Source organism: Sphingomonas aerolata, assembly GCF_003046295.1.
In the GTDB taxonomy this organism is placed as follows: Bacteria; Pseudomonadota; Alphaproteobacteria; order Sphingomonadales; family Sphingomonadaceae; genus Sphingomonas; species Sphingomonas aerolata.
This window is the reverse complement of record NZ_PZZN01000003.1, coordinates 762,739-780,298: the sequence shown is the minus strand read 5'-3', so window position 1 is coordinate 780,298 and position 17,560 is coordinate 762,739. Positions and strand designations below refer to the sequence as shown.

General features: G+C 66.2%; 15 protein-coding genes. 2 read left to right on the top strand and 13 right to left on the bottom strand.

Annotated features, from left to right (window positions below; genetic code table 11):
- Positions 1-3: 3 nt before the first annotated feature.
- The 7 genes from C8J24_RS16035 to C8J24_RS16005 form a co-directional block, all read right to left on the bottom strand.
- A complete protein-coding gene (locus C8J24_RS16035; protein WP_420894123.1) occupies positions 4-858 on the bottom strand; it encodes a CheR family methyltransferase in 855 nt (284 codons plus the stop codon).
- Between the two features lie 91 nt (positions 859-949).
- Positions 950-1,426: a chemotaxis protein CheW gene (locus C8J24_RS16030; protein ID WP_107933917.1), complete on the bottom strand. Its 477-nt coding sequence runs from the start codon at positions 1,424-1,426 to the stop codon at positions 950-952.
- A 126-nt stretch (positions 1,427-1,552) separates the two neighbouring features.
- A complete protein-coding gene (locus C8J24_RS16025; protein ID WP_107933915.1) occupies positions 1,553-2,068 on the bottom strand; it encodes a chemotaxis protein CheW in 516 nt (171 codons plus the stop codon).
- Positions 2,069-2,070: 2 nt separating this feature from the next.
- The gene (locus tag C8J24_RS16020; RefSeq protein ID WP_107933912.1) at positions 2,071-4,083 is read right to left on the bottom strand and encodes a chemotaxis protein CheA; all 2,013 of its coding nucleotides are present in this window, start codon (positions 4,081-4,083) and stop codon (positions 2,071-2,073) included.
- On the bottom strand, positions 4,080-4,448 hold the full coding sequence (locus tag C8J24_RS16015) for a response regulator (protein WP_031439694.1): 369 nt from the start codon (positions 4,446-4,448) through the stop codon (positions 4,080-4,082). Before C8J24_RS16015 ends, C8J24_RS16020 begins: the two co-directional genes overlap by 4 nt.
- On the bottom strand, positions 4,445-4,756 hold the full coding sequence (locus C8J24_RS16010; RefSeq protein ID WP_167396788.1) for an STAS domain-containing protein: 312 nt from the start codon (positions 4,754-4,756) through the stop codon (positions 4,445-4,447). The genes C8J24_RS16015 and C8J24_RS16010 overlap by 4 nt, the downstream gene beginning before the upstream one ends.
- A gap of 219 nt (positions 4,757-4,975) precedes the next feature.
- On the bottom strand, positions 4,976-7,144 hold the full coding sequence (locus C8J24_RS16005) for a methyl-accepting chemotaxis protein (RefSeq protein WP_107933908.1): 2,169 nt from the start codon (positions 7,142-7,144) through the stop codon (positions 4,976-4,978).
- 300 nt (positions 7,145-7,444) lie between these two features.
- Between C8J24_RS16005 and C8J24_RS17420 the strand changes: the two genes are divergently transcribed.
- Both C8J24_RS17420 and C8J24_RS16000 read left to right on the top strand, forming a co-directional pair.
- Positions 7,445-7,642: a hypothetical protein gene (locus C8J24_RS17420; RefSeq protein WP_146163718.1), complete on the top strand. Its 198-nt coding sequence runs from the start codon at positions 7,445-7,447 to the stop codon at positions 7,640-7,642.
- Positions 7,639-8,298, top strand: coding sequence for a UPF0149 family protein (locus C8J24_RS16000; protein WP_107933906.1), 660 nt, complete (start codon positions 7,639-7,641; stop codon positions 8,296-8,298). The genes C8J24_RS17420 and C8J24_RS16000 overlap by 4 nt, the downstream gene beginning before the upstream one ends.
- A 69-nt stretch (positions 8,299-8,367) precedes the next feature.
- On the opposite strand, the gene C8J24_RS15995 is transcribed toward C8J24_RS16000, so the two are convergent.
- The 6 genes from C8J24_RS15995 to C8J24_RS15970 all read right to left on the bottom strand — a co-directional run bounded on the left by C8J24_RS15995 (position 8,368) and on the right by C8J24_RS15970 (position 17,501).
- Positions 8,368-9,480 carry an alkene reductase gene (locus tag C8J24_RS15995; RefSeq protein WP_107933904.1) on the bottom strand — a complete coding sequence of 371 codons (1,113 nt, stop codon included), beginning with the start codon at positions 9,478-9,480 and terminating at the stop codon, positions 8,368-8,370.
- A 336-nt stretch (positions 9,481-9,816) separates the two neighbouring features.
- Positions 9,817-12,159 carry a xanthine dehydrogenase family protein molybdopterin-binding subunit gene (locus C8J24_RS15990; protein ID WP_107933902.1) on the bottom strand — a complete coding sequence of 781 codons (2,343 nt, stop codon included), beginning with the start codon at positions 12,157-12,159 and terminating at the stop codon, positions 9,817-9,819.
- Positions 12,156-13,145, bottom strand: a complete 990-nt coding sequence (locus C8J24_RS15985; protein ID WP_107933900.1) for an FAD binding domain-containing protein — start codon at positions 13,143-13,145, stop codon at positions 12,156-12,158. Before C8J24_RS15985 ends, C8J24_RS15990 begins: the two co-directional genes overlap by 4 nt.
- Positions 13,142-13,672 carry a 2Fe-2S iron-sulfur cluster-binding protein gene (locus C8J24_RS15980; protein ID WP_107933898.1) on the bottom strand — a complete coding sequence of 177 codons (531 nt, stop codon included), beginning with the start codon at positions 13,670-13,672 and terminating at the stop codon, positions 13,142-13,144. Before C8J24_RS15980 ends, C8J24_RS15985 begins: the two co-directional genes overlap by 4 nt.
- A 188-nt stretch (positions 13,673-13,860) precedes the next feature.
- Positions 13,861-14,304, bottom strand: a complete 444-nt coding sequence (locus C8J24_RS15975; RefSeq protein ID WP_167396787.1) for a VOC family protein — start codon at positions 14,302-14,304, stop codon at positions 13,861-13,863.
- A 188-nt stretch (positions 14,305-14,492) separates the two neighbouring features.
- A complete protein-coding gene (locus C8J24_RS15970) occupies positions 14,493-17,501 on the bottom strand; it encodes a TonB-dependent receptor (protein ID WP_146163717.1) in 3,009 nt (1,002 codons plus the stop codon).
- Positions 17,502-17,560: the final 59 nt, after the last annotated feature.

Genomic DNA, 17,560 nt, shown 5'->3' with positions numbered 1-17,560 from the left:
GGATCAGCTCCGCTGGAAAACGGTGTGGGCGACGGGCACGAGCGGCAGGTCGTGGCCCGTGATCGATTCCGAATGCCCGAGGAACAGGTAACCACCCGGCGCGAGCCTGCTGACGAGCTTCGAGACGACCTCATGCTGGGTCGGCTTGTCGAAATAGATGAGGACGTTGCGGCAGAAGATCAGGTGCATCGGCTCGCCGACCGGATAGACCTCGTCCATCAGGTTCAGCCGGGCGAACGCGATCGCCCGGCGCAACTCGGGTATCACGCGGACTTCGCGACGCGCCGGATCACGCGATTCCATCAGATATTTGCGCCGCAGCGCCGCCGGAACGGGCTCTGCGAGATCGGCGGGATAGATGCCGCGCCGGGCGATCTCGAGCACCTCGGTGTCCAGATCGGTCGCCAATACGCTGTAAGCGATGCCGCGGCGCGTGGCGGCAAACTGGTCGAGCAGCATCGCGATCGTGTAGGGCTCGGGCCCGGTCGAGCAGGCGACGCTCCAGGCACGGATCGTCCGCAGATAGGTCGCTTCCAAGCCGGGGAGGGCGACGTCGCGCAGAAAGTCGAAATGGACCGGTTCGCGGAAGAAGTCCGTCTTGTTGGTCGTCACCGCATTGATCAGGTGGATGCCTTCCTGATCGAGATTATTGTCCGTCAGGACATGGCGACAATAGGCCTCGAGCGTATCGAACCCCAGCGCGCGTTGCCGGCGCCGCAACCGCCCTTCGAGCATCGTCCGCTTGCTCGCCGGCATCCGGATCCCGGCATAGTCGAAGATATAGTCGGCGAGCTGCGCGAACTCGCGCGGGCCGATCTGGTCCGAGGCGCTCGGCGTAGCTTTGACGATCGGGGAGATGAAGGACACGGGAGCCAGCTCCAGAAATGACGAGGGACCGTTCGAGGCGGCACCATGAGGATTGGGTGTCAGGGGTCGCGACGCGACCCCGTCATGCGGCGCTGGCGTGCAGGGCGTTGACCTCGGCGCTGGAGAAGATCTGCGCGACATCGACCAGCACGACGAAACCCTCGGTCCGCTTGACCACCCCCGCAATATAGCGCGAGGGCCAGCGGACGCCGATATCGGGCGCCGCGCCGATCTGGCCGCGGTCGAAGGTGCTGACCTCCAGCACCCGGTCGACGACGAGGCCTAGGACCAGGTTGCGCCCGTCGACGGGGACATCGATCACCAGAATCCGCGTGCTCGGCGTCGGCGCGACCGGCGGCAGGCCGAGGCGGCGTCGCAGATCGATCGTCGTCACGCCCTCGCCGCGCAGATCGGTCAGCCCCAGCAGATAATCGGGGCCGTTCGGAATATGGAAGGTCTCGGTCCAGTCGAGGATCTCGCAGACCAGCGTGACGGGCACGGCAAAGGTTTCGGCACCCAGCCCGAAGGTCACGGCCTGCAGCTCTCCGGCGACGCTCATGCCGCGCACCCAGCACAGGCTGCGGAGCGGGGGCGTGCCGCACCACCCGGCCGGGACCCGCGGGACCGATCAGTGGCCGTCGCCGAGCATCGTTCGATTGACCCGTACATGTCGGTCCTTCCAGCGTCAGAGGAGTGCCGGCGCGAGCACGGCGGGGGTGGCGCGGCCACCGAGCAGCGGGTCGAAGATCCGCGCGATATTGGCGAGGACGATGACGCCCTGCGGCGTCCGCACCAGCTCGCGGATGAAATCGCGGCGCCAGCGCAGGCCGACCGTGGGCGGGGTCTCACTGGCATTGCGGTGCAAGGTCGTCACCTCGTGCACCTTGTCGGTGCGGATGCCGATCTGGGTCGGGACACCGTCGACGTCGAGCTCGACCACCACGATCCGGCTGTCCATCGTCGATTCCGCCGAGGGGAGGCCGAACGCCAGGCGCAGGTCGGCGATCGGGATGATCTTGCCGCGGAAGTTCGCGACGCTCGCGACCAGCCGGTCCGCACCCGGCACGACCGTTTCGGGCAGCAGGTCCAGGATCTCCCGGACGAGGACCGCCTCGACCGCGAACTTCTCGGCTTGCAGATCGAACGTCAGCACCTCGAGCCGGCCGTCTTCGTCCCACTGGGTTTCCGTCGTGTCTTCCATGGTCATGCAACGGCGCGAAGCCGCTCCTCCTGATGCTGGCCCAGCGCGACGAGCTGGACGACGTCGAGGATCAGCGCGACGCCGCCATCGCCGAGGATCGTCGCGCCGGCGAAGGTCGGGACGTTGCAATGCACCGCCGACATCGGCTTGATTACGGTCTGGTGGCTGCCGATGATCTGGTCGACCACCAGTCCGACCCGCTCGGTGCCGGTCGCGATGATGACGATCTTCTGGTGGACGCTGGGCTTCGTCCCCGTCGCGAACATCTCACGCAGCCGGACGAACGGCACGAGCCGGTCGCGTAGCGTGATGAAGCTCCGCCCCCGCGAACGCAGGTCTTCCTCTAGGCTGAGTTCGATGCATTCCTCGACCACGGCGAGCGGAATGACGTAGCGACCGTCGCCGACCCGGATCAGCAGCCCGTCGATGATCGCGAGCGTCAGCGGGATGCGCAGCGACATCGCCGACCCCTGGCCCGATACGCTTGCGACCTCGATCGTGCCGCGCAGGCTCTCGATCGTGCGCTTGACCACGTCCATCCCGACACCGCGGCCCGACAGGCTGGTGATCTGCGGCGCGGTCGAGAAGCCGGGATGGAAGATCATCTGGAGCAACTCCTGGTCGCTCACGACCTGTCCCGGCTGGAGCAGCCCGTGTGCCTCGGCCTTGGCGCGGACGCGCTCACGGTCGATGCCGTGGCCGTCGTCGCGGATCGTGATGACGACCTCGCCACCCTCCTGACGCGCGGACAGCCGGACCTGCCCGATCTCGGGCTTTCCCGCGGCGAGGCGCCGCTCGGGCGGTTCGATACCGTGATCGCAGGCGTTGCGGATCAGGTGGATGAGCGGATCGGCGAGCCGTTCGATCACCGTCTTGTCGACCTCGGTGGTCTCACCGTCGGTCGACAGCTCGATCGTCTTGCCGGTATCGCGCGCGATGTCGTGGACGAGGCGGCGGAAGCGGCCGAACAGCGTGGCGACGGGCACCATGCGGAGCACCATCACCGTGTCGCGCAATTCGCTCGCCAGCCGCTCGATCTCTTCGGAGATGGAGCGAAGCGCGACGTCCGTCGCATTGCTGCCGCTGCTATGCGCCAGCTGCGACAGCCGGCTCTGGACGATGACGAGTTCGCCCACCCGGTCCATCAGCAGGTCGAGGCGTTCGGCGGGTACCCGGACGCTTTCGCCGGTCTTGGGCGCGCCCCGGCCGTTCGGGGTGGTGGCCGGGTCGCGATCCTGCGCCGGTGGCATCGTGTCGACCCGTGTGGGCGGGAGCGCAGACGGCGTCGTCCCCGCGCCAGGCGGCGGCGCGGTATCCTCCACGTCGTCGCACGACGTGTCGCCGATCGCCTCGATCTGAAGATCCAGGTCGTCGAGTACGAATATGAAGACATCCTCGAGGTCATCCCGCGACACCGCGCCGCGCACTTCGATATCCCAGCCGATATGGCATTCGGTCGGCACCAGCTCGGCAAGCGGCGGCACCTGGTCGGTCCGCGCGACGATCCGGCAGTCGCCGAGCGTGCGCAATTCATCGAGCAGCGCGAGCGGGTTGATGCCATTCTGCATCGCTTCGGGGGGCAGGCGGAGCGACAGCCGCCACCCCTGCACGACGGGCGGTGCCTCCGGCGTCGGCGCGGGCGCGCCGTCGAGCGCCGCCTGCAGCTTCGCCAGGATCGCGTCGCCTTCCGCCTTGCGGTCGGTCGCGTCGCCCTCGATCAGCGCGCGCATGTGGTCCTGCGCGGACAGGATGACCGCGATCAGCTGCGGCGTGGCGGGGGTCAGGTTCTTGCGGACGCGGTCGAAGGCGGTTTCGCAGTGATGCGTGAAGCTGGCCAGCGCGTCGAAGCCGAACATCGCGCCCGAGCCCTTGAGCGTGTGCAGTCCGCGGAACACCGCGTCGATCAGCTCGTGATCGTCCAGCCGGTGACCCAGATCGAGCAGGCCCTGCTCGACTTGTTCGAGGACTTCGCCCGCCTCGACGCGGAATGCGGCGACGGGGTCGTTCTGGCTCACCGTCCGAGGACCTTGCGCACGACCCGGATCAGCTGTTCGGGGACGAACGGCTTGACCAGCCAGCCGGTCGCGCCGGCGGCCTTGGCTTGCTGCTTCATCGCATCCTCGGATTCAGTGGTGAGGAACAGGATCGGGGTACCGCATTGCGCGGGGTTCTTGCGCAGCGCGCGGATCATCGACAGCCCGTCCATGTTGGGCATGTTGAGATCGGTGATGATCATGTCGAAGCGGCTGCCGCTGGCCTTGCTCAGGCCCTGCGCGCCGTCGGCGGCCTCGCTGACGGTGTAGCCAGCCCCGGTCAGCGCCATGCGGATGGCGACGCGTATGCTGGTGGAATCATCGACGATAAGGATGGATGCGCTCATCGCGGCAGGTCTCCGTGAAACCAGAAATTCTGATCGGCTGATGGGATATCGGTGAGGAAGCCCGCGCGCCCGAGCAGCGCCGCCAGCGCGTCGTGCACCGGCTGTGCGAGGCGCAGGGACTTGCCGTCGCGTTCGGCCTGACGGCGCGCCGCGCAGACGAGCTGCAACAGGCTGACATCGGCTTCGACAACGGCGGAGAGATCGAGTTCGATCGCGTCATGCTGCTCAAGCTGCGACGCGAGGTCCGCAGCGAACGGCACCACCGAGCTGGTCGTGACGGTGGCCGGTACAAGGATGATTTGCGCCATGCGTTCCCCCATTCTCTCCGACCGGCAGCTTCGCGCGGCCGGGTCCGCTGGTTCATTATAGACGGCGGCCAAGAGGTCCGTTCCGGACCCATCGCTTATTTTCGATCAGGTCGTCATTGACGCCGCAAGGCGACCGCGCCCGACGGCGCGATCGCCTCACCACAGCGTCAGCGATTGCGTCTGATTACCGGCTAGGCCGCCCGCCTGCGCAATCCGCGCTCAGGCCGCCTGCGCGCCGAAAGCATCGTCGTCGGCGTCGGTGCCACCCTTGATTAGATCAAGCGCGAAGCCGTTCACGCGGGCCTGCTGGTCGGCGATAGAATTGGGCTTCGGCCGCTTGGCCTTGGCGCTTGGCCGGGCGGCGATTGGGCTGCGCGCGCTCACTTTGCGCTGCACGGTCGGGGCCGGCCGCCGATGGCTAAGGTCCGCGCCGCCGCCGGTCCGGAAATAGGCGATGCTGGCCTGGAGTTCCTCGGCCTGCGAGGCCAGTTCTTCCGACGTCGCGGTGATCTGTTCGGACGCACCGGCATTCTGCTGACTGATCAGGTCGAGCTGCTGGATCGCCTCGTTTATCTGTGCCGCGCCGATATCCTGTTCACGGCAGGCCGCGCTGATCTCGGCGACGAGTTCGGCGGTGCGGCTGATGTCGGGCACCAGCTTGGTCAACATGTCGCCGGCTTCGGTCGCCGCTGCGACGGTCTGCGACGAGACCGATCCGATCTCTGCCGCCGCGACCTGACTGCGTTCCGCGAGCTTGCGGACCTCCGAGGCGACGACGGCAAAGCCGCGGCCATGTTCGCCCGCGCGCGCAGCCTCGACCGCGGCGTTCAGCGCGAGCAGATCGGTCTGCCGGGCAATCTCCTGGACGATGCCGATCTTCTCCGCGATCGTCCGCATTGCATTGACCGCGCGCTGGACCGCGATCCCGCTGAGTTCGGCGTCCTTCGCAGACTGGCGGGCGATCTTCTCGGTCTGCGCGGCATTGTCCGCGCTCTGCTTGATGTTGGCGGCAATCTCTTCCATCGCCGAAGACGCTTCTTCGGCAGCCGCCGCCTGCTCGGTCGCGCCTTGCGAGACCTGCTCGGAACTTGCCGACAGCTCCTGGCTTCCGGCCGAGACGTTGTCGGCGGCGCCGCTGGCCTTGCCGACGACGTTGCGCAATTGTTCGATCATCCGCACCAGCGCCTGGCCGAGAACATCCTTGTCGGACATGGGCTGGTGCGACACGGCCAGATCGCCATCGGCAATCTTGTCGGCCAGATCGGCACTCACCCGCAGATTGTCGACCATCCGCACGATCGCCTGTCCAAGCGTATCCTGGTCGGACAATGGCTGATGTGCAAAGCTCAGATCACCATCGGCGATCTTGTCGGCGAGACTGGCGCTTACCCGCAGATTGTCGACCAGCGCGTTGATGGAATCCTTCATGCGGCGATGGTCGCCCTGGCAGGGGATCTCGACCATCTCGCGCAGGTCACCGACGCTGGCGAGGTTCAGGACGCGATTGCCCTCCTCGATCGGCAGCAGCGTCGCGTCGAGCATCGCGTTGATCCCGCAGACCAGTCCGGCGAAATCCCCGACGAAGCGCGTCTCGTCACCGCGCTGGGCGAGCTCGCCCGCCGTCGATGCCTTGATCAGCCGTTCCACCTCGCCAACGATATCGCGCAGGTTGCGCCGAAGTGTCTCGACGGTGTCGTTGATGAAGGCTTTCTTGCCGGGAAAGGCTTCGAGCGGCGCGTCGAAATTGCCTTCGCCAAACGCCTTGATGCAGGCCATCGCCTTCTTCTTCACGGCGATATGGTTGCCGACCATGGTGTTGACGCCGCGTGCCATGGTGCCGAAGTCACCCTTGAACCGGTCGGCCGCGACGATGACGTCGATGTCGCCCTTGTCGTGCTCGGAGGACATGTGGTTCAGTTCGCTGATCAGGCCCTGCAGATTTGTGCGCAGCGTCTCGATCGTTTCGTTGATGAACGCCTTCTTGCCGGGGAAACGCTCTAGCGGGGCGGCGAAATTACCCTCGCTGAATTCCCTGACGCAGGCCATCGCGGTTCTTTTGACCGCGATGTGGCTGCCGACCAGAAGGTTGAGCCGCTTCGCCATGACCGCGAACGTTCCGTGAAACTCGTCGAACGGCAGGATGGCGTCGATATCGCCCTTGTCATGCGCAGCGCTCCAGTCGTCGATCCGGGCGCTCAACTGGCCAACCGGGCGCAGCGCGCGATCGAGCATCTGGTTGATCGCGCACAGCACCGTCTGGGTCTGGCCGTTGGCGAGCGAAGTATTCGCCCGCTGTGAAAAGTCACCATCGGCAAACATGCTCTCGAGGCGCGCCAATTCGGACGTGAGGACGTCTGACGAGACGCCGCCGAGGATCTTTGCCAACATCAACGGATTCCTTTGTGCTGCATCATGTAAATCAATAGCTCAAACAACATGGCCGCGATTTGCCGCCGTCTGAATCTCACATGTCACGCCGATCTGGCCGCCGAGCGCGGAATCGGGGGACCGCCCATCGAGGTCAGCTTGATTATAGAGTGGTCAGGGGAGGGACGGTTTGGAGCGCGCGACAATTTTCGAGATTGCGATCCGGTGCGCCGGGTGGCTGCCTCCCGCACGTCGATGCGTGCCGGATCATGGACGTGGTCTGCGCCTGTAAATCCCGACCGGTTCTGCTAGTGGACGGCGATGCTCAAAATACGAACCAAGCGCCAGGGGATGGTAACGGCGCGCGCGCTCGATCGCCTCGTGGCCGTCGAGACCTCGGTGAATGCTCTTGGCGACGAGGATCTGCTCGACCTCGCGGACATCTTCGCTGTGGGCGAGGTGACCCCGCTGCGCGAGATGGCACAGGCCGAGATGCGCCGCCGCGCGCTCAGCCTGTGAAGCGATTCCCTTCACGCTTCCGGCGCCTCGATGGCGCGCTCGCCGATCTCGCCGTCGAGGAACCGATGTTGCTCACCGAGCTCGACGGCTTCCTCACCGGGCTGCTGATCTCCCCGGAGGCGATCGCGCCGGGCGAGTGGATGACCGTGATCTGGGGAAGCGAGTCCGACGGCACGCCGCCCTTCGAGGATCCGCTCGACGTGCAATGGTTCGCCGATGCGGTGGCGGCGCGGCGTGATGAGATCGCGCGCGACCTTGCCCGCGGCAAGCTTCAACCGATCTTCGACGTCGATGAGCGCGACGGTGAAGTTCTGTGGGAATATTGGATCGACGGCCTGACCGATGCGATCGCGCTGCGCCCCGAGGCCTGGAACGCGCTGGCCGACGACCCCGCAAGGGCGGCCCCGTGGTCGTGGCTGGCGACGCTGATCGCGGTCGCGAGCAATGAGAGCGACCTCGACAGCGTTGAAATCAACGCGCTTCAGGACCGGGCGCCGGCCGAACTCACCGACGCCGTCCAGCGCCTGTACGCCGCGCAGGTGAGCGTCGCCGGCCCGTCGTCACCCGACGCATCGGCGACGGCGGCATCGAAAGTCGGCCGCAACGATCCGTGCCCTTGTGGGTCGGGGAAAAAGCACAAGCGCTGCTGTGGCTGATCGGGGACGAGGGCGGCACGATGTGTGCCTGCCCCGCGTCCCCTCGGCCACCTCAGACGCTCTGCCGGATTACGAGAGCTCGATCTTCCCGTTCATGCCGGGCCAGTCCGAATAGCCGACGGCGCCGCCGCCATACCAATATTGCTTCGGCGCCTCGGCCAGCGGCGCGCCGGTGCGCAGCCGGTCGACGAGATCGGGATTGGCGAGGAAGGGGCGACCAAAGCTGAACAGGTCGGCATTGCCTTCCGCCAGCGTCTTTTCGGCAAGCTCCAGCGTATACTGGTTGTTGGCGATGTACGCACCCGAGAAACGTTTGCGCAGCGCCTGGAAGTCGACGCCGTCCGGCACGTCGCGCGTCTGCTGGGTCACGCCTTCGATATCGTGGATGTACAGCAGCCCGATCTCCGACAGGGCATCGACGAACGTGTCGAAGGTCCGCCCGACCTGGCTGTCGAGCGGCGTCTTGCCGGGCTCGGTCGTGGCGGGCGAGATGCGGATCCCGACCCGGTTAGCACCCCAGACATCGACCACGGCGCGAACGACATCGAGCGGGAAGCGCAGCCGGTTCTCGATCGAACCGCCATAGACGTCGCTGCGCTGGTTGGTGCTGTCGCGGATGAACTGTTCGAGCAGATAGTTGTTCGCGGCATGGACCTCGACGCCGTCAAAGCCGGCGGCCTTGGCCTGTTCGGCAGCGCGGCGGTAATCCTCGACGATCGCGGGAATCTCGTCCGTCTCCAGCGCGCGCGGGGTGACGAAATCCTTCATCCCGTCATTCGTGAAGGCCTGGCCTTCCGCCTTGATCGCGGACGGCGCGACGGGGAGTGCGCCGTCGTGGAGATCGGGATGCGAGATGCGGCCGGTGTGCCACAACTGAAGAAAGATCGCCCCACCACGCCGGTGGACGGCCTCGACGATCGGCGTCCATGCGGCGACCTGCGCGTCCGACCAGATGCCGGGCGTCATCGCATAGCCGCGCGCCTGCGACGAGATGTTGGTCGCTTCGCTGATGATGAGGCCGGCATCGGCACGCTGCGCATAATAGTCGGCGGCAAAGTCGGGCGGGACACCCTCGTCGTTCGAGCGGCTGCGCGTCAGCGGCGCCATGACGATACGATTCTGCAGTCGCAGATCGCCGATCGTGACGGGCTGCAGAACGGGGCTGTCGGTTTGGTCGGACATGATCTGATCTTCCGTGAAAGTTGGGAGAAGCGGGGGCAGCAAGCTGTAACGCGCGAGCAGCCGCTAGATCCCGGCGCGGTGGCGAGGAGGGGCGTCGTCGCGGCAGAATGGGACGACCTTCCGGATCCGGTGGCGAGACACGGGTGAGGGTGTCGATGCTCGACCCCGACGGGATTTAGGCGATCACGGGCGGCTGCCGCTGCGGAGTCATCCGAAATCGCGTCACGAAGGGGCTCGAGGCCGCAGACGATCAGAAGCGCGGCGGGGGGGGGGCAGCACAGCGCCGGTCGGCGACTGCCCGACCGGCGCGTGTCGCGTTCCCGCTAAACGGCCACCCTATAGCAGCTTGTCGAGCGTGATCGGCAGGTCGCGGACGCGCTTGCCGGTTGCGTTGTAGACCGCATTGGCGACCGCCGCCGCGACGCCGGTGATGCCGATCTCGCCGATACCATGCGCACCCATCGGCGTGTGGGGATCGGCGATATCGGTCCAGATGACGTCGATCTCGGGGACGTCGAGGTGCACGGGGATGTGATATTCGGCAAGGCTCGGGTTCATGATCCGCCCATTGCGTTCGTCGAACTGCGTTTCCTCCATCAGCGCCATGCCGAGCCCCATGATGATCCCGCCGCGAAACTGGCTCTTTGCCGTCTTGGGGTTGAGGATGCGCCCGCAGTCGAACGATCCGAGAATCCGGCTGACGCGTGTCTCACCGGTGACCGCATTGACCCGCACCTCGCAGAAGATCGCGCTGTGCGAGTGCATCGACCAGTGCATCAGTTCGAGCGGCTGCGCCGCCGCGGCGGTGACGGTGACGCTGTCGCGCTGCGCACGCGTCAGGATCGAGGCGTAGCTTTCCCGCTGCGTCGGATCATCGATCTTCGCCAGCCCGGCATCCTCGCTGCCGACCGTATCCGCCGACAGCCCCGCGAGGGGCGAGTCGTTGCCGGCCAGCTTGAGCAGCTCGGCGACCAGCGCGTTATGCGCCGCGATGACGGCCGCACCGATCGCCGCGGTCTGCTGTGATCCACCCGCCATGATCGCGCCCGGGATCGACGAGTCGCCGTAGCCGACCTCGACCTGATCGAGCGACAGACCCAGTCGTTCCGCGCCGACGATCGCGGTGGTGGTCGAGGTCCCCATGCCCATTTCCGCCGCCGCGACCTCGATCAGCGCGCGCACGGCATCGCCGTCCCGCGTGAGGGTGATACGCGCCTGTGCGCCGGGCATCCGGTAATAGGGATAGGTCCCGGTCGCGCAGCCCATGCCGATCTGCCATTCGCCATCGCGGCGCGTGGCCGGTTCGACACTGCGATCCGCCCAGCCGAAATGATCCGCACCGTTGCGCCACGCCTCGACGATATGGCGCGACGAGAAGGCGAGCCCCGACGTCGGGTCCTTGTCCGGCTCGTTCAGGATCCGCAGCTCGACCGGGTCGATGCCCAGATCGACCGCGAGTTCGTCGACCGCGCATTCCAGCGCGAAGGTGCCGACCGCCTCGCCCGGCGCGCGCATGAAGGTGTTCGCCAGCATGTTCATCCGCGCGATGTCGACCTGCAGGCTTATATTGGGGCAGGCATAGGCGGCGCGCGTGCCGAGGATGAACGGCTCGGGCATGTTGTTATGCGGCGTCATGATCGACAGCCCGGTGTGGACCAGCGCATCGAAGCGGCCCTCCGCGGTCGCGCCGATCGCAACCCGCTGCTCGGTGAGCGATCGCCCGCCGACGACGCGGTACACGCCTTCGCGCGACAGCGTGATCCGTACCGGCCGGCCTGCCAGCTTCGCCGCGGCTGCACCGATGATCTGGTGATCCCACAAGCCCTTGCAGCCAAAACCGCCGCCGACATAGGGCGAGGTCAACCGGACCTTGTCGGGCTCTAGATCGAAGATTTCGCCGATCGTCTGCGCCTGGGCGGTGACCATCTGGCTCGCGTCGTGGATCACCAGCGCGCCGTCGATCCATGCGATCGTCGCGGCATGCGGTTCGATCGGATTGTGGTTGTGGCGCGGGGTGCGATAGACCTGATCGACGACATGCGGCGCCGTGGCGAGCGCGGCGTCGGCATCGCCGATCCGGTTGTGCAGCGGCTGGCCCATGAACAGGCCCGGTTCGCGCCCGTTCGCCTTCGCGCCTTCGAGACTGGTCGTCGACGGCTCCGCATCATAGGTGAAGCCGAGCAGCGACGCGGCATGATCGGCCTGCTCCTGAGTCTCGGCGAGGACGCAGGCGATCGGCTGCCCGTTCCAGTGGATGCGGTCGTCCTGCAGGATTGGCAGGTCGGCGGGGCCCACCGCGGTCGGGGACGAGCCGAACACGCCCGGCGTGTTCATCCGTGGCGCGTTGAGGTGGGTCATCACCAGGACGACACCCGGCGCGGCGTCCGCAGCCGCGCTGTCGATCGCCGTGATCCGGCCGCGCGGGATCGTCGCATAGGCGAGTGCCGCATAGGCCATGTCGTCGAAGCGAAATTCTGCGGCGAAGCCTGCCTCGCCCTTGACCTTCAGCGCGCCGTCGCGCCGCGATACCGGCGTGCCGATCAGCCCGTGCTTGTGCGCGATCAGCGGATCGGGCCGGCCACCGGGGATCCAGCTGTCGGGTGCCAGCGGAACGAGCTTCTCTATCGCGCCCTGCATAAGGCCCTGCGCCGCCTGCTTTGCGGTATCGATGATGCTCATGCGACGTCTCCCTTCGCCAGCTCGGCCAGCACCGCGGCCAGCGTTCGCGTCGCCAGTTCGGGCTTGAACGCATTGTCGCGAAGCGGCCGCGCATCGGCGAACTCCGCGGCTGCGGCTGCCCGGAAGACGGCCTCGCTGGCCAGTTCGCCGCGCAGCGCGGGCTCCGCCTTGGTCGCGCGCCATGGCTTGTGCGCGACGCCGCCGAACGCGATCCGGACGTCGGCGATCCGGTCGCCGTCCATCTCGATCGCCGCCGCGACCGAGATCAGCGCGAAGGCGTAGCTCGCCCGGTCGCGCACCTTGCGATAGGTCGAGCGCGCCGCGACACCGAGCGGCGGCAGTTCGATCGCCGTGATCAGATCGCCCGCCGCCAGTACCGTATCGAGGTCGGGACGATCGCCGGGCAGGCGGTGAAGCTCACCAAAGGGCAGCGTCCGCGCGCCGTCGCGCCCCTCGACATGCACGACAGCGTCGAGCGCGGTCAGCGCGACGCACATGTCGGAGGGATGCGTCGCGACGCAGGCATCGGATGCGCCGAGAATCGCGTGGATGCGATTGAACCCTTCGCGGGCATCGCACCCCGTACCGGGCGCGCGCTTGTTGCAGTGCGATCCGTCGGTGTCATAGAAATAGGTACAGCGCGTACGCTGCAGCAGGTTGCCGCCGACCGTCGCCATGTTGCGGATCTGCGCAGACGCCCCCGCCAGGATCGCCCGCGACAGCATGGGATAGCGCGTCCGCACGCCGTGATGCTCGGCGACCGCAGTGTTGGTGGCGGCGGCGCCGATCAGCAGTCCGCCCTCTGCCGTCTCGGTGACCGCAGCGGACAGGCGGGTCACGTCGACCAGTGTCTCGTGGCGGGCGACGGTTTCGCGCATCAGATCGACGATATTGGTGCCGCCGCCGAGAAAGGCCGCGGTCTCGCCCGCACCCAGTCGTACGGCATCGTTCACGGTATCGGCGCGCAGGTAGGTGAAAGGCGTCATGCCGCCAACTCCGCGCTCGTCTCGGCGGTCGGCGCTGGCGCCATCGTCGCCTGAATCGCGTCGATGATGCCGTTATGCGCGCCGCATCGGCACAGATTGCCGCTCATCCGTTCCTGGATCTCGTCGCGGGTCAGGATCACGTCGGCGGCGAGGTCGGCGCTGACATGGCTCGGCACGCCGCGGCGGGCCTCCGCGGCCATGCCGATCGCCGAGCAGATCTGCCCGGGTGTGCAATAGCCGCACTGGAAGCCGTCATGCTCGATGAACGCCGCCTGCAACGGGTGAAGCGCCGCGGTCTCGGCCAGGCCCTCGATCGTCGTGATCTCACGTCCGTCATACTGGACCGCCAGCGCGAGGCAGGACAGGATCCGCTCGCCATCGACCAGCACCGTGCAGGCCCCGCACGCGCCCTGATTGCAACCCTTCTTGGTGCCCGTCAGGTGAAGCGTCTCCCGGAGGTGATCAAGCAGCGAAACACGGGGATCCGCCGGTCCGGGGACGGCGTTTCCGTTTACAACGAACGACATGGCGATCTCTCCTGTGGCGCACCGCGCCGAGGGGCAGCGTACACCAGTTTATGTGTCGTGCTGATGTCTTTCAGGGTCCGGGATGCAGCGCAAATCCAAAAAGATCAAACAGCGTGCTCGTCTCTCCGGTAAGGCAGGCGGCCAAGCGAGGCGCCGCTCGATACCCTCGGTCTCGATCGGCTGCCACGTCATCGTGGCGCAGCGCCGCGTGCGTCCCCTATCTCGAGCCAATAGCCATCGGGATCCTGCGCATAGATCTGGCGGACGCCGTCGAACCGGAGCTGCATCGTGTGCGGTGTGCCCGCAAGGTCGGTCCAGACGCGTCCGTGCTGGTCCAGCCAGGCAATGACGGTGGCGAGATCATCGACGTGCAGCGCCAGATGCTCGTTCCGGTTCGAGGGTTTCGGCGTCGTACGGCCGTCGAGGATGTGGAGCGCGAGGCCGTTGCCGAGATCGAGCCAGCGGCGGTTTTTGAGCGGCGTCGGGATGATCCGCAGGCCGAACGCCTCATGATAGAAGGCCGCGCTGCGGTCGATGTCCGCTGCCTGGATCGCAACATGCTCGGCGGTCGCCGCGGGCGCCGCTGTCGTTTGCAACGCTGCAAGCGAGAGAAAAATGGATGGCACGATCATGAGGCCCGGTCCCTGAAATATGTGCTCAGCGCGTTTGTGACGATGAAGGCCCGGACCCACGCGGCGCACCGTCTGCGCCGTAGTCCAATAAAGAACCGGGCGCGCCGCACGTGACGTGCAGCGCACCCGGAGATCGGGTCGACATCGGCAGGGGGGGCGCGCCGATATCGACCAGAACCGTGAAGTCATCAGAACTGGAAATTGACCGCCAGCGCGTAGGTGCGGCCAAAATAGGACGTGTAGAGCGGGTCCTGACGCACCGTATCGACGGTCAGACGATTGGTTTCGTCAGTGATGTTCGATACTTCGGCGATCAACTTGATATGCTCGTTGAGGTTGTACGAGGCCGAGGCGTCGACAAAGATCGAACTCGCATTGGCGGTCGAATCCGCGTCGACCGAGCCGCTGGGGACGGCGGTCAGGAAGGCCGCGCGATAGTTGACCGTCGAGCGGATGCTGAACTTGTCGTCTTCGTAATAGAGCGTCCCGCTTGCCGTTTCGGGCGACAGCCCGACCAGCGGCGCGGTCCGGGACAATGTCGGCGAGATGACGTAGTTGATGTTCGACCGGACCCGCGTGAAGTTGCCAAGCGCGCCGAAATTGCGCAGCACGCCGGGCAGGAAGGTGAAGGGCAGCTGGACGTTGACCTCGAACCCGCGCAGCGGCCCGCCCTCCGTGTTGTTGCTCCGCTGGACGGTGAACACGTCGGTCGGGCGCAACTGCGTTCCGTTCAGCAGCGTCAGCGGCAGGCCGATATCCTGGAACGCGACCGCCTGGCTGGTCGTCTGGATATAGCTTTCGATATTCTTGTAGAAATACGCAACCGAGATCAGCGAGCCCTTGGCGAAATACCATTCGATCGCCGCGTCGAACGTGTTGGCACGGATCGGTTCGAGGAAGGGATTGCTGAAGGTTGCGGTCTGGATCACGAGGTTTGCAGAGCCTGCGGGGATCAGCTGGCCATAGGCTGGCCGTGACATCACGCGCGCGACAGAGGCGCGCGCGATCAGCTCGGGCGTGATGTCGAGCGCGAGGTTCGCTGACGGCAGCCAGTCGTCATAACTGCGGCCGACCTCCGATATCACGAACCGCGAGGGATAGAGCGACCCGGCAGGCGCGGCCGAGGTGATCGGGCCATAGGTGTCGAGCTTGGTATGGACGTACCGTACGCCCGCATCGCCCCGCAGTGCGAAGGGCAGCGAATTGGCGGTGTTGAACTTCACCATCGCATAGCCCGAGGCATATTTCTCATCGACGCCGCCATACGTGCCCTTGGCGCATTCGAGGCTGCAATAGACATAGTTGTCGAGCCCGACCGCGTCGCGGAACTTCTCGGGATCGATCGAGACGAAATCCTGCAACAGCCCGTCGAGGTTGCTGCCGATGCCAGTCGTCACGGTGGTGAGGCTGGCGAGCGTCACGCCCGACGGCAAGGCAAGCGGCGTGTTGGTGGCGAGCTGCCGCTCACGCGCGGTATATTTGTTGGTGCGATACTGGCCGCCAATCTGCAGCGTAAAGTCGGGGGCGGCCTCCCATTCGCCGTTGAGTTCGAAGGTCTTGCTCGTGATCGTGTTGCGACGGATGAAGTTCGACAGCTGGCCGCGCTGGTCGCCGTTGGCGAGCGGCGGGCCATATTGGAAGAGCGCGGGATTGGTCGTGTCGATCCCGTAGCCGATCTTCGGAATGTCGGGATTGTCGCGGAAGTCGATCGAGAAGTCGCGCGTGTCATTGGCATCGATCGCGACCTGCAGGCGGTCGACGTCGAGCCGCGACTGGTTGATGCCGGCCAGACCATAGACCCGGACGGTGTCGGAGAAGCGGTGGTCGAGGTTCAGATTGACCTGGCGATAGGTCGAGGTGAACTTCTCCTGCTGCATCTCCGACCGCAGATCGACGCCGTCGAACAGCCCGTGGATCAGCGACCCATTGTCATCGACCTCGATCTCGCGGACCGACGTCAGCGGCTGGCCGTTGTTCGAGATCGCGCGCCCGAACGAGCGTGCATCGAAATAGGTGTCGAGCCGATCCACCTTGAACCGCGAATACAGCCCGTCGAGCGAGATGTCGGTATTGTCGCCAGGCTTCCATTGCAGCGTCAGCGTGCCCGCGAGACGCTGCTGTTCCTGGTCGCTTTTCGCGGGTCGCGGCAGACGGGGGAGATAGACGCCGCCGCCCGGACGACCGTTCACCCCGGTCCGGCTCATGACATAATCATAGGCCGCCGCCGTGCTCGTGCGCGGATTTCCGGTGCTGCAATTATTGGCGTCTGCGCCGATCGGCGTGCCGTTCGGCTGGGCGTAGCCGGCGACCGGGCTGTTCGTCGCGGCCCCGCGAAAGCTGTAGCCGACCGGGGTGCAGAAGGGGAAGATCACGCCGGCATTCGCGGTGCCCGCAGGCTGCGCCTGGCCATAGACCGTGGTCGGCACGACATCGGCGGCCGAATAGGCATATTCTGCGATATGGCGCTTCGAATAGGCGATGCTGCCGAGGATGCCGAACGTGTCGCCGAACTGCTTGGAGACCAGCGCGGACAGGCGCGGATCGGCCTTCTTGCTGATGTCGTTGTAGATGCCGCGCGCGGTGCCGGTGAGCACGAAGCTCTTCTTCTGGTCGAACGGCTTGGGCGCGCGCAGGTCGACCGTCGCGCCCAGCGAGCCTTCCTCGACATCGGCCGACAGCGTCTTGCGGACCGACAGTGCCGAGAAGATTTCGGTCGGGAAGGTCACGAAGTCGAACGAACGGCCGGTCGCGACGCCGCCGCGAATATCGGTGCCGCTGACCTGCGACACGCCTTCCATGCCGTTGATGCGCACGCGCGTGAACTGCGCGCCGAGGCCGCGGACCGAGATGTTGCGGCCCTCGCCGCCGTCACCGCGCGAGAGCGCGACGCCGGGGATGCGCTGCATCGACTCGGCAAGGTTGGAGTCGGGGAACTTGCCGATATCCTCTGCGACGATGCTGTCGATCGCGGCGGTCTCGTTACGCTTCTGGTTGAGTGCGTTGTTCAGCGAGGCGCGGAACCCGGTCACGACGATATCGGCGTTTTCCGGCTCGGACGTGGCCTGGGTCGGGTCGACGGGATCGGGTGAACTCGTCTGGCTGTCGGCTGGTTGCGGCACCTGACTGCCCGCGGTTCGCTGGGCCATGGCCGGCGCGGCGATCAACAGACCAATGACGCTCGTCGAGATAAGCAGCATGCGCTTATCGAAGCTCTTGTGGCTCAAGGACCCTCTCCCGATAGGCCGGTCGCGCTGAG

What these genes read in the sequence shown, in the direction of transcription:
- C8J24_RS16030 (WP_107933917.1), bottom strand. Translation starts at nt 1,426, where the DNA reads ATGAGCGTCGCCGGAGAGCTGCAGGCCGTGACCTTCGGGCTGGGTGCC.
- C8J24_RS16025 (WP_107933915.1), bottom strand. Translation starts at nt 2,068, where the DNA reads ATGGAAGACACGACGGAAACCCAGTGGGACGAAGACGGCCGGCTCGAG.
- C8J24_RS16015 (WP_031439694.1), bottom strand. Translation starts at nt 4,448, where the DNA reads ATGAGCGCATCCATCCTTATCGTCGATGATTCCACCAGCATACGCGTC.
- C8J24_RS16010 (WP_167396788.1), bottom strand. Translation starts at nt 4,756, where the DNA reads ATGGCGCAAATCATCCTTGTACCGGCCACCGTCACGACCAGCTCGGTG.
- C8J24_RS16005 (WP_107933908.1), bottom strand. Translation starts at nt 7,144, where the DNA reads ATGTTGGCAAAGATCCTCGGCGGCGTCTCGTCAGACGTCCTCACGTCC.
- C8J24_RS17420 (WP_146163718.1), top strand. Translation starts at nt 7,445, where the DNA reads ATGCTCAAAATACGAACCAAGCGCCAGGGGATGGTAACGGCGCGCGCG.
- C8J24_RS15995 (WP_107933904.1), bottom strand. Translation starts at nt 9,480, where the DNA reads ATGTCCGACCAAACCGACAGCCCCGTTCTGCAGCCCGTCACGATCGGC.
- C8J24_RS15990 (WP_107933902.1), bottom strand. Translation starts at nt 12,159, where the DNA reads ATGAGCATCATCGATACCGCAAAGCAGGCGGCGCAGGGCCTTATGCAG.
- C8J24_RS15985 (WP_107933900.1), bottom strand. Translation starts at nt 13,145, where the DNA reads ATGACGCCTTTCACCTACCTGCGCGCCGATACCGTGAACGATGCCGTA.
- C8J24_RS15980 (WP_107933898.1), bottom strand. Translation starts at nt 13,672, where the DNA reads ATGTCGTTCGTTGTAAACGGAAACGCCGTCCCCGGACCGGCGGATCCC.
- C8J24_RS15975 (WP_167396787.1), bottom strand. Translation starts at nt 14,304, where the DNA reads ATGATCGTGCCATCCATTTTTCTCTCGCTTGCAGCGTTGCAAACGACA.
- C8J24_RS15970 (WP_146163717.1), bottom strand. Translation starts at nt 17,501, where the DNA reads ATGCTGCTTATCTCGACGAGCGTCATTGGTCTGTTGATCGCCGCGCCG.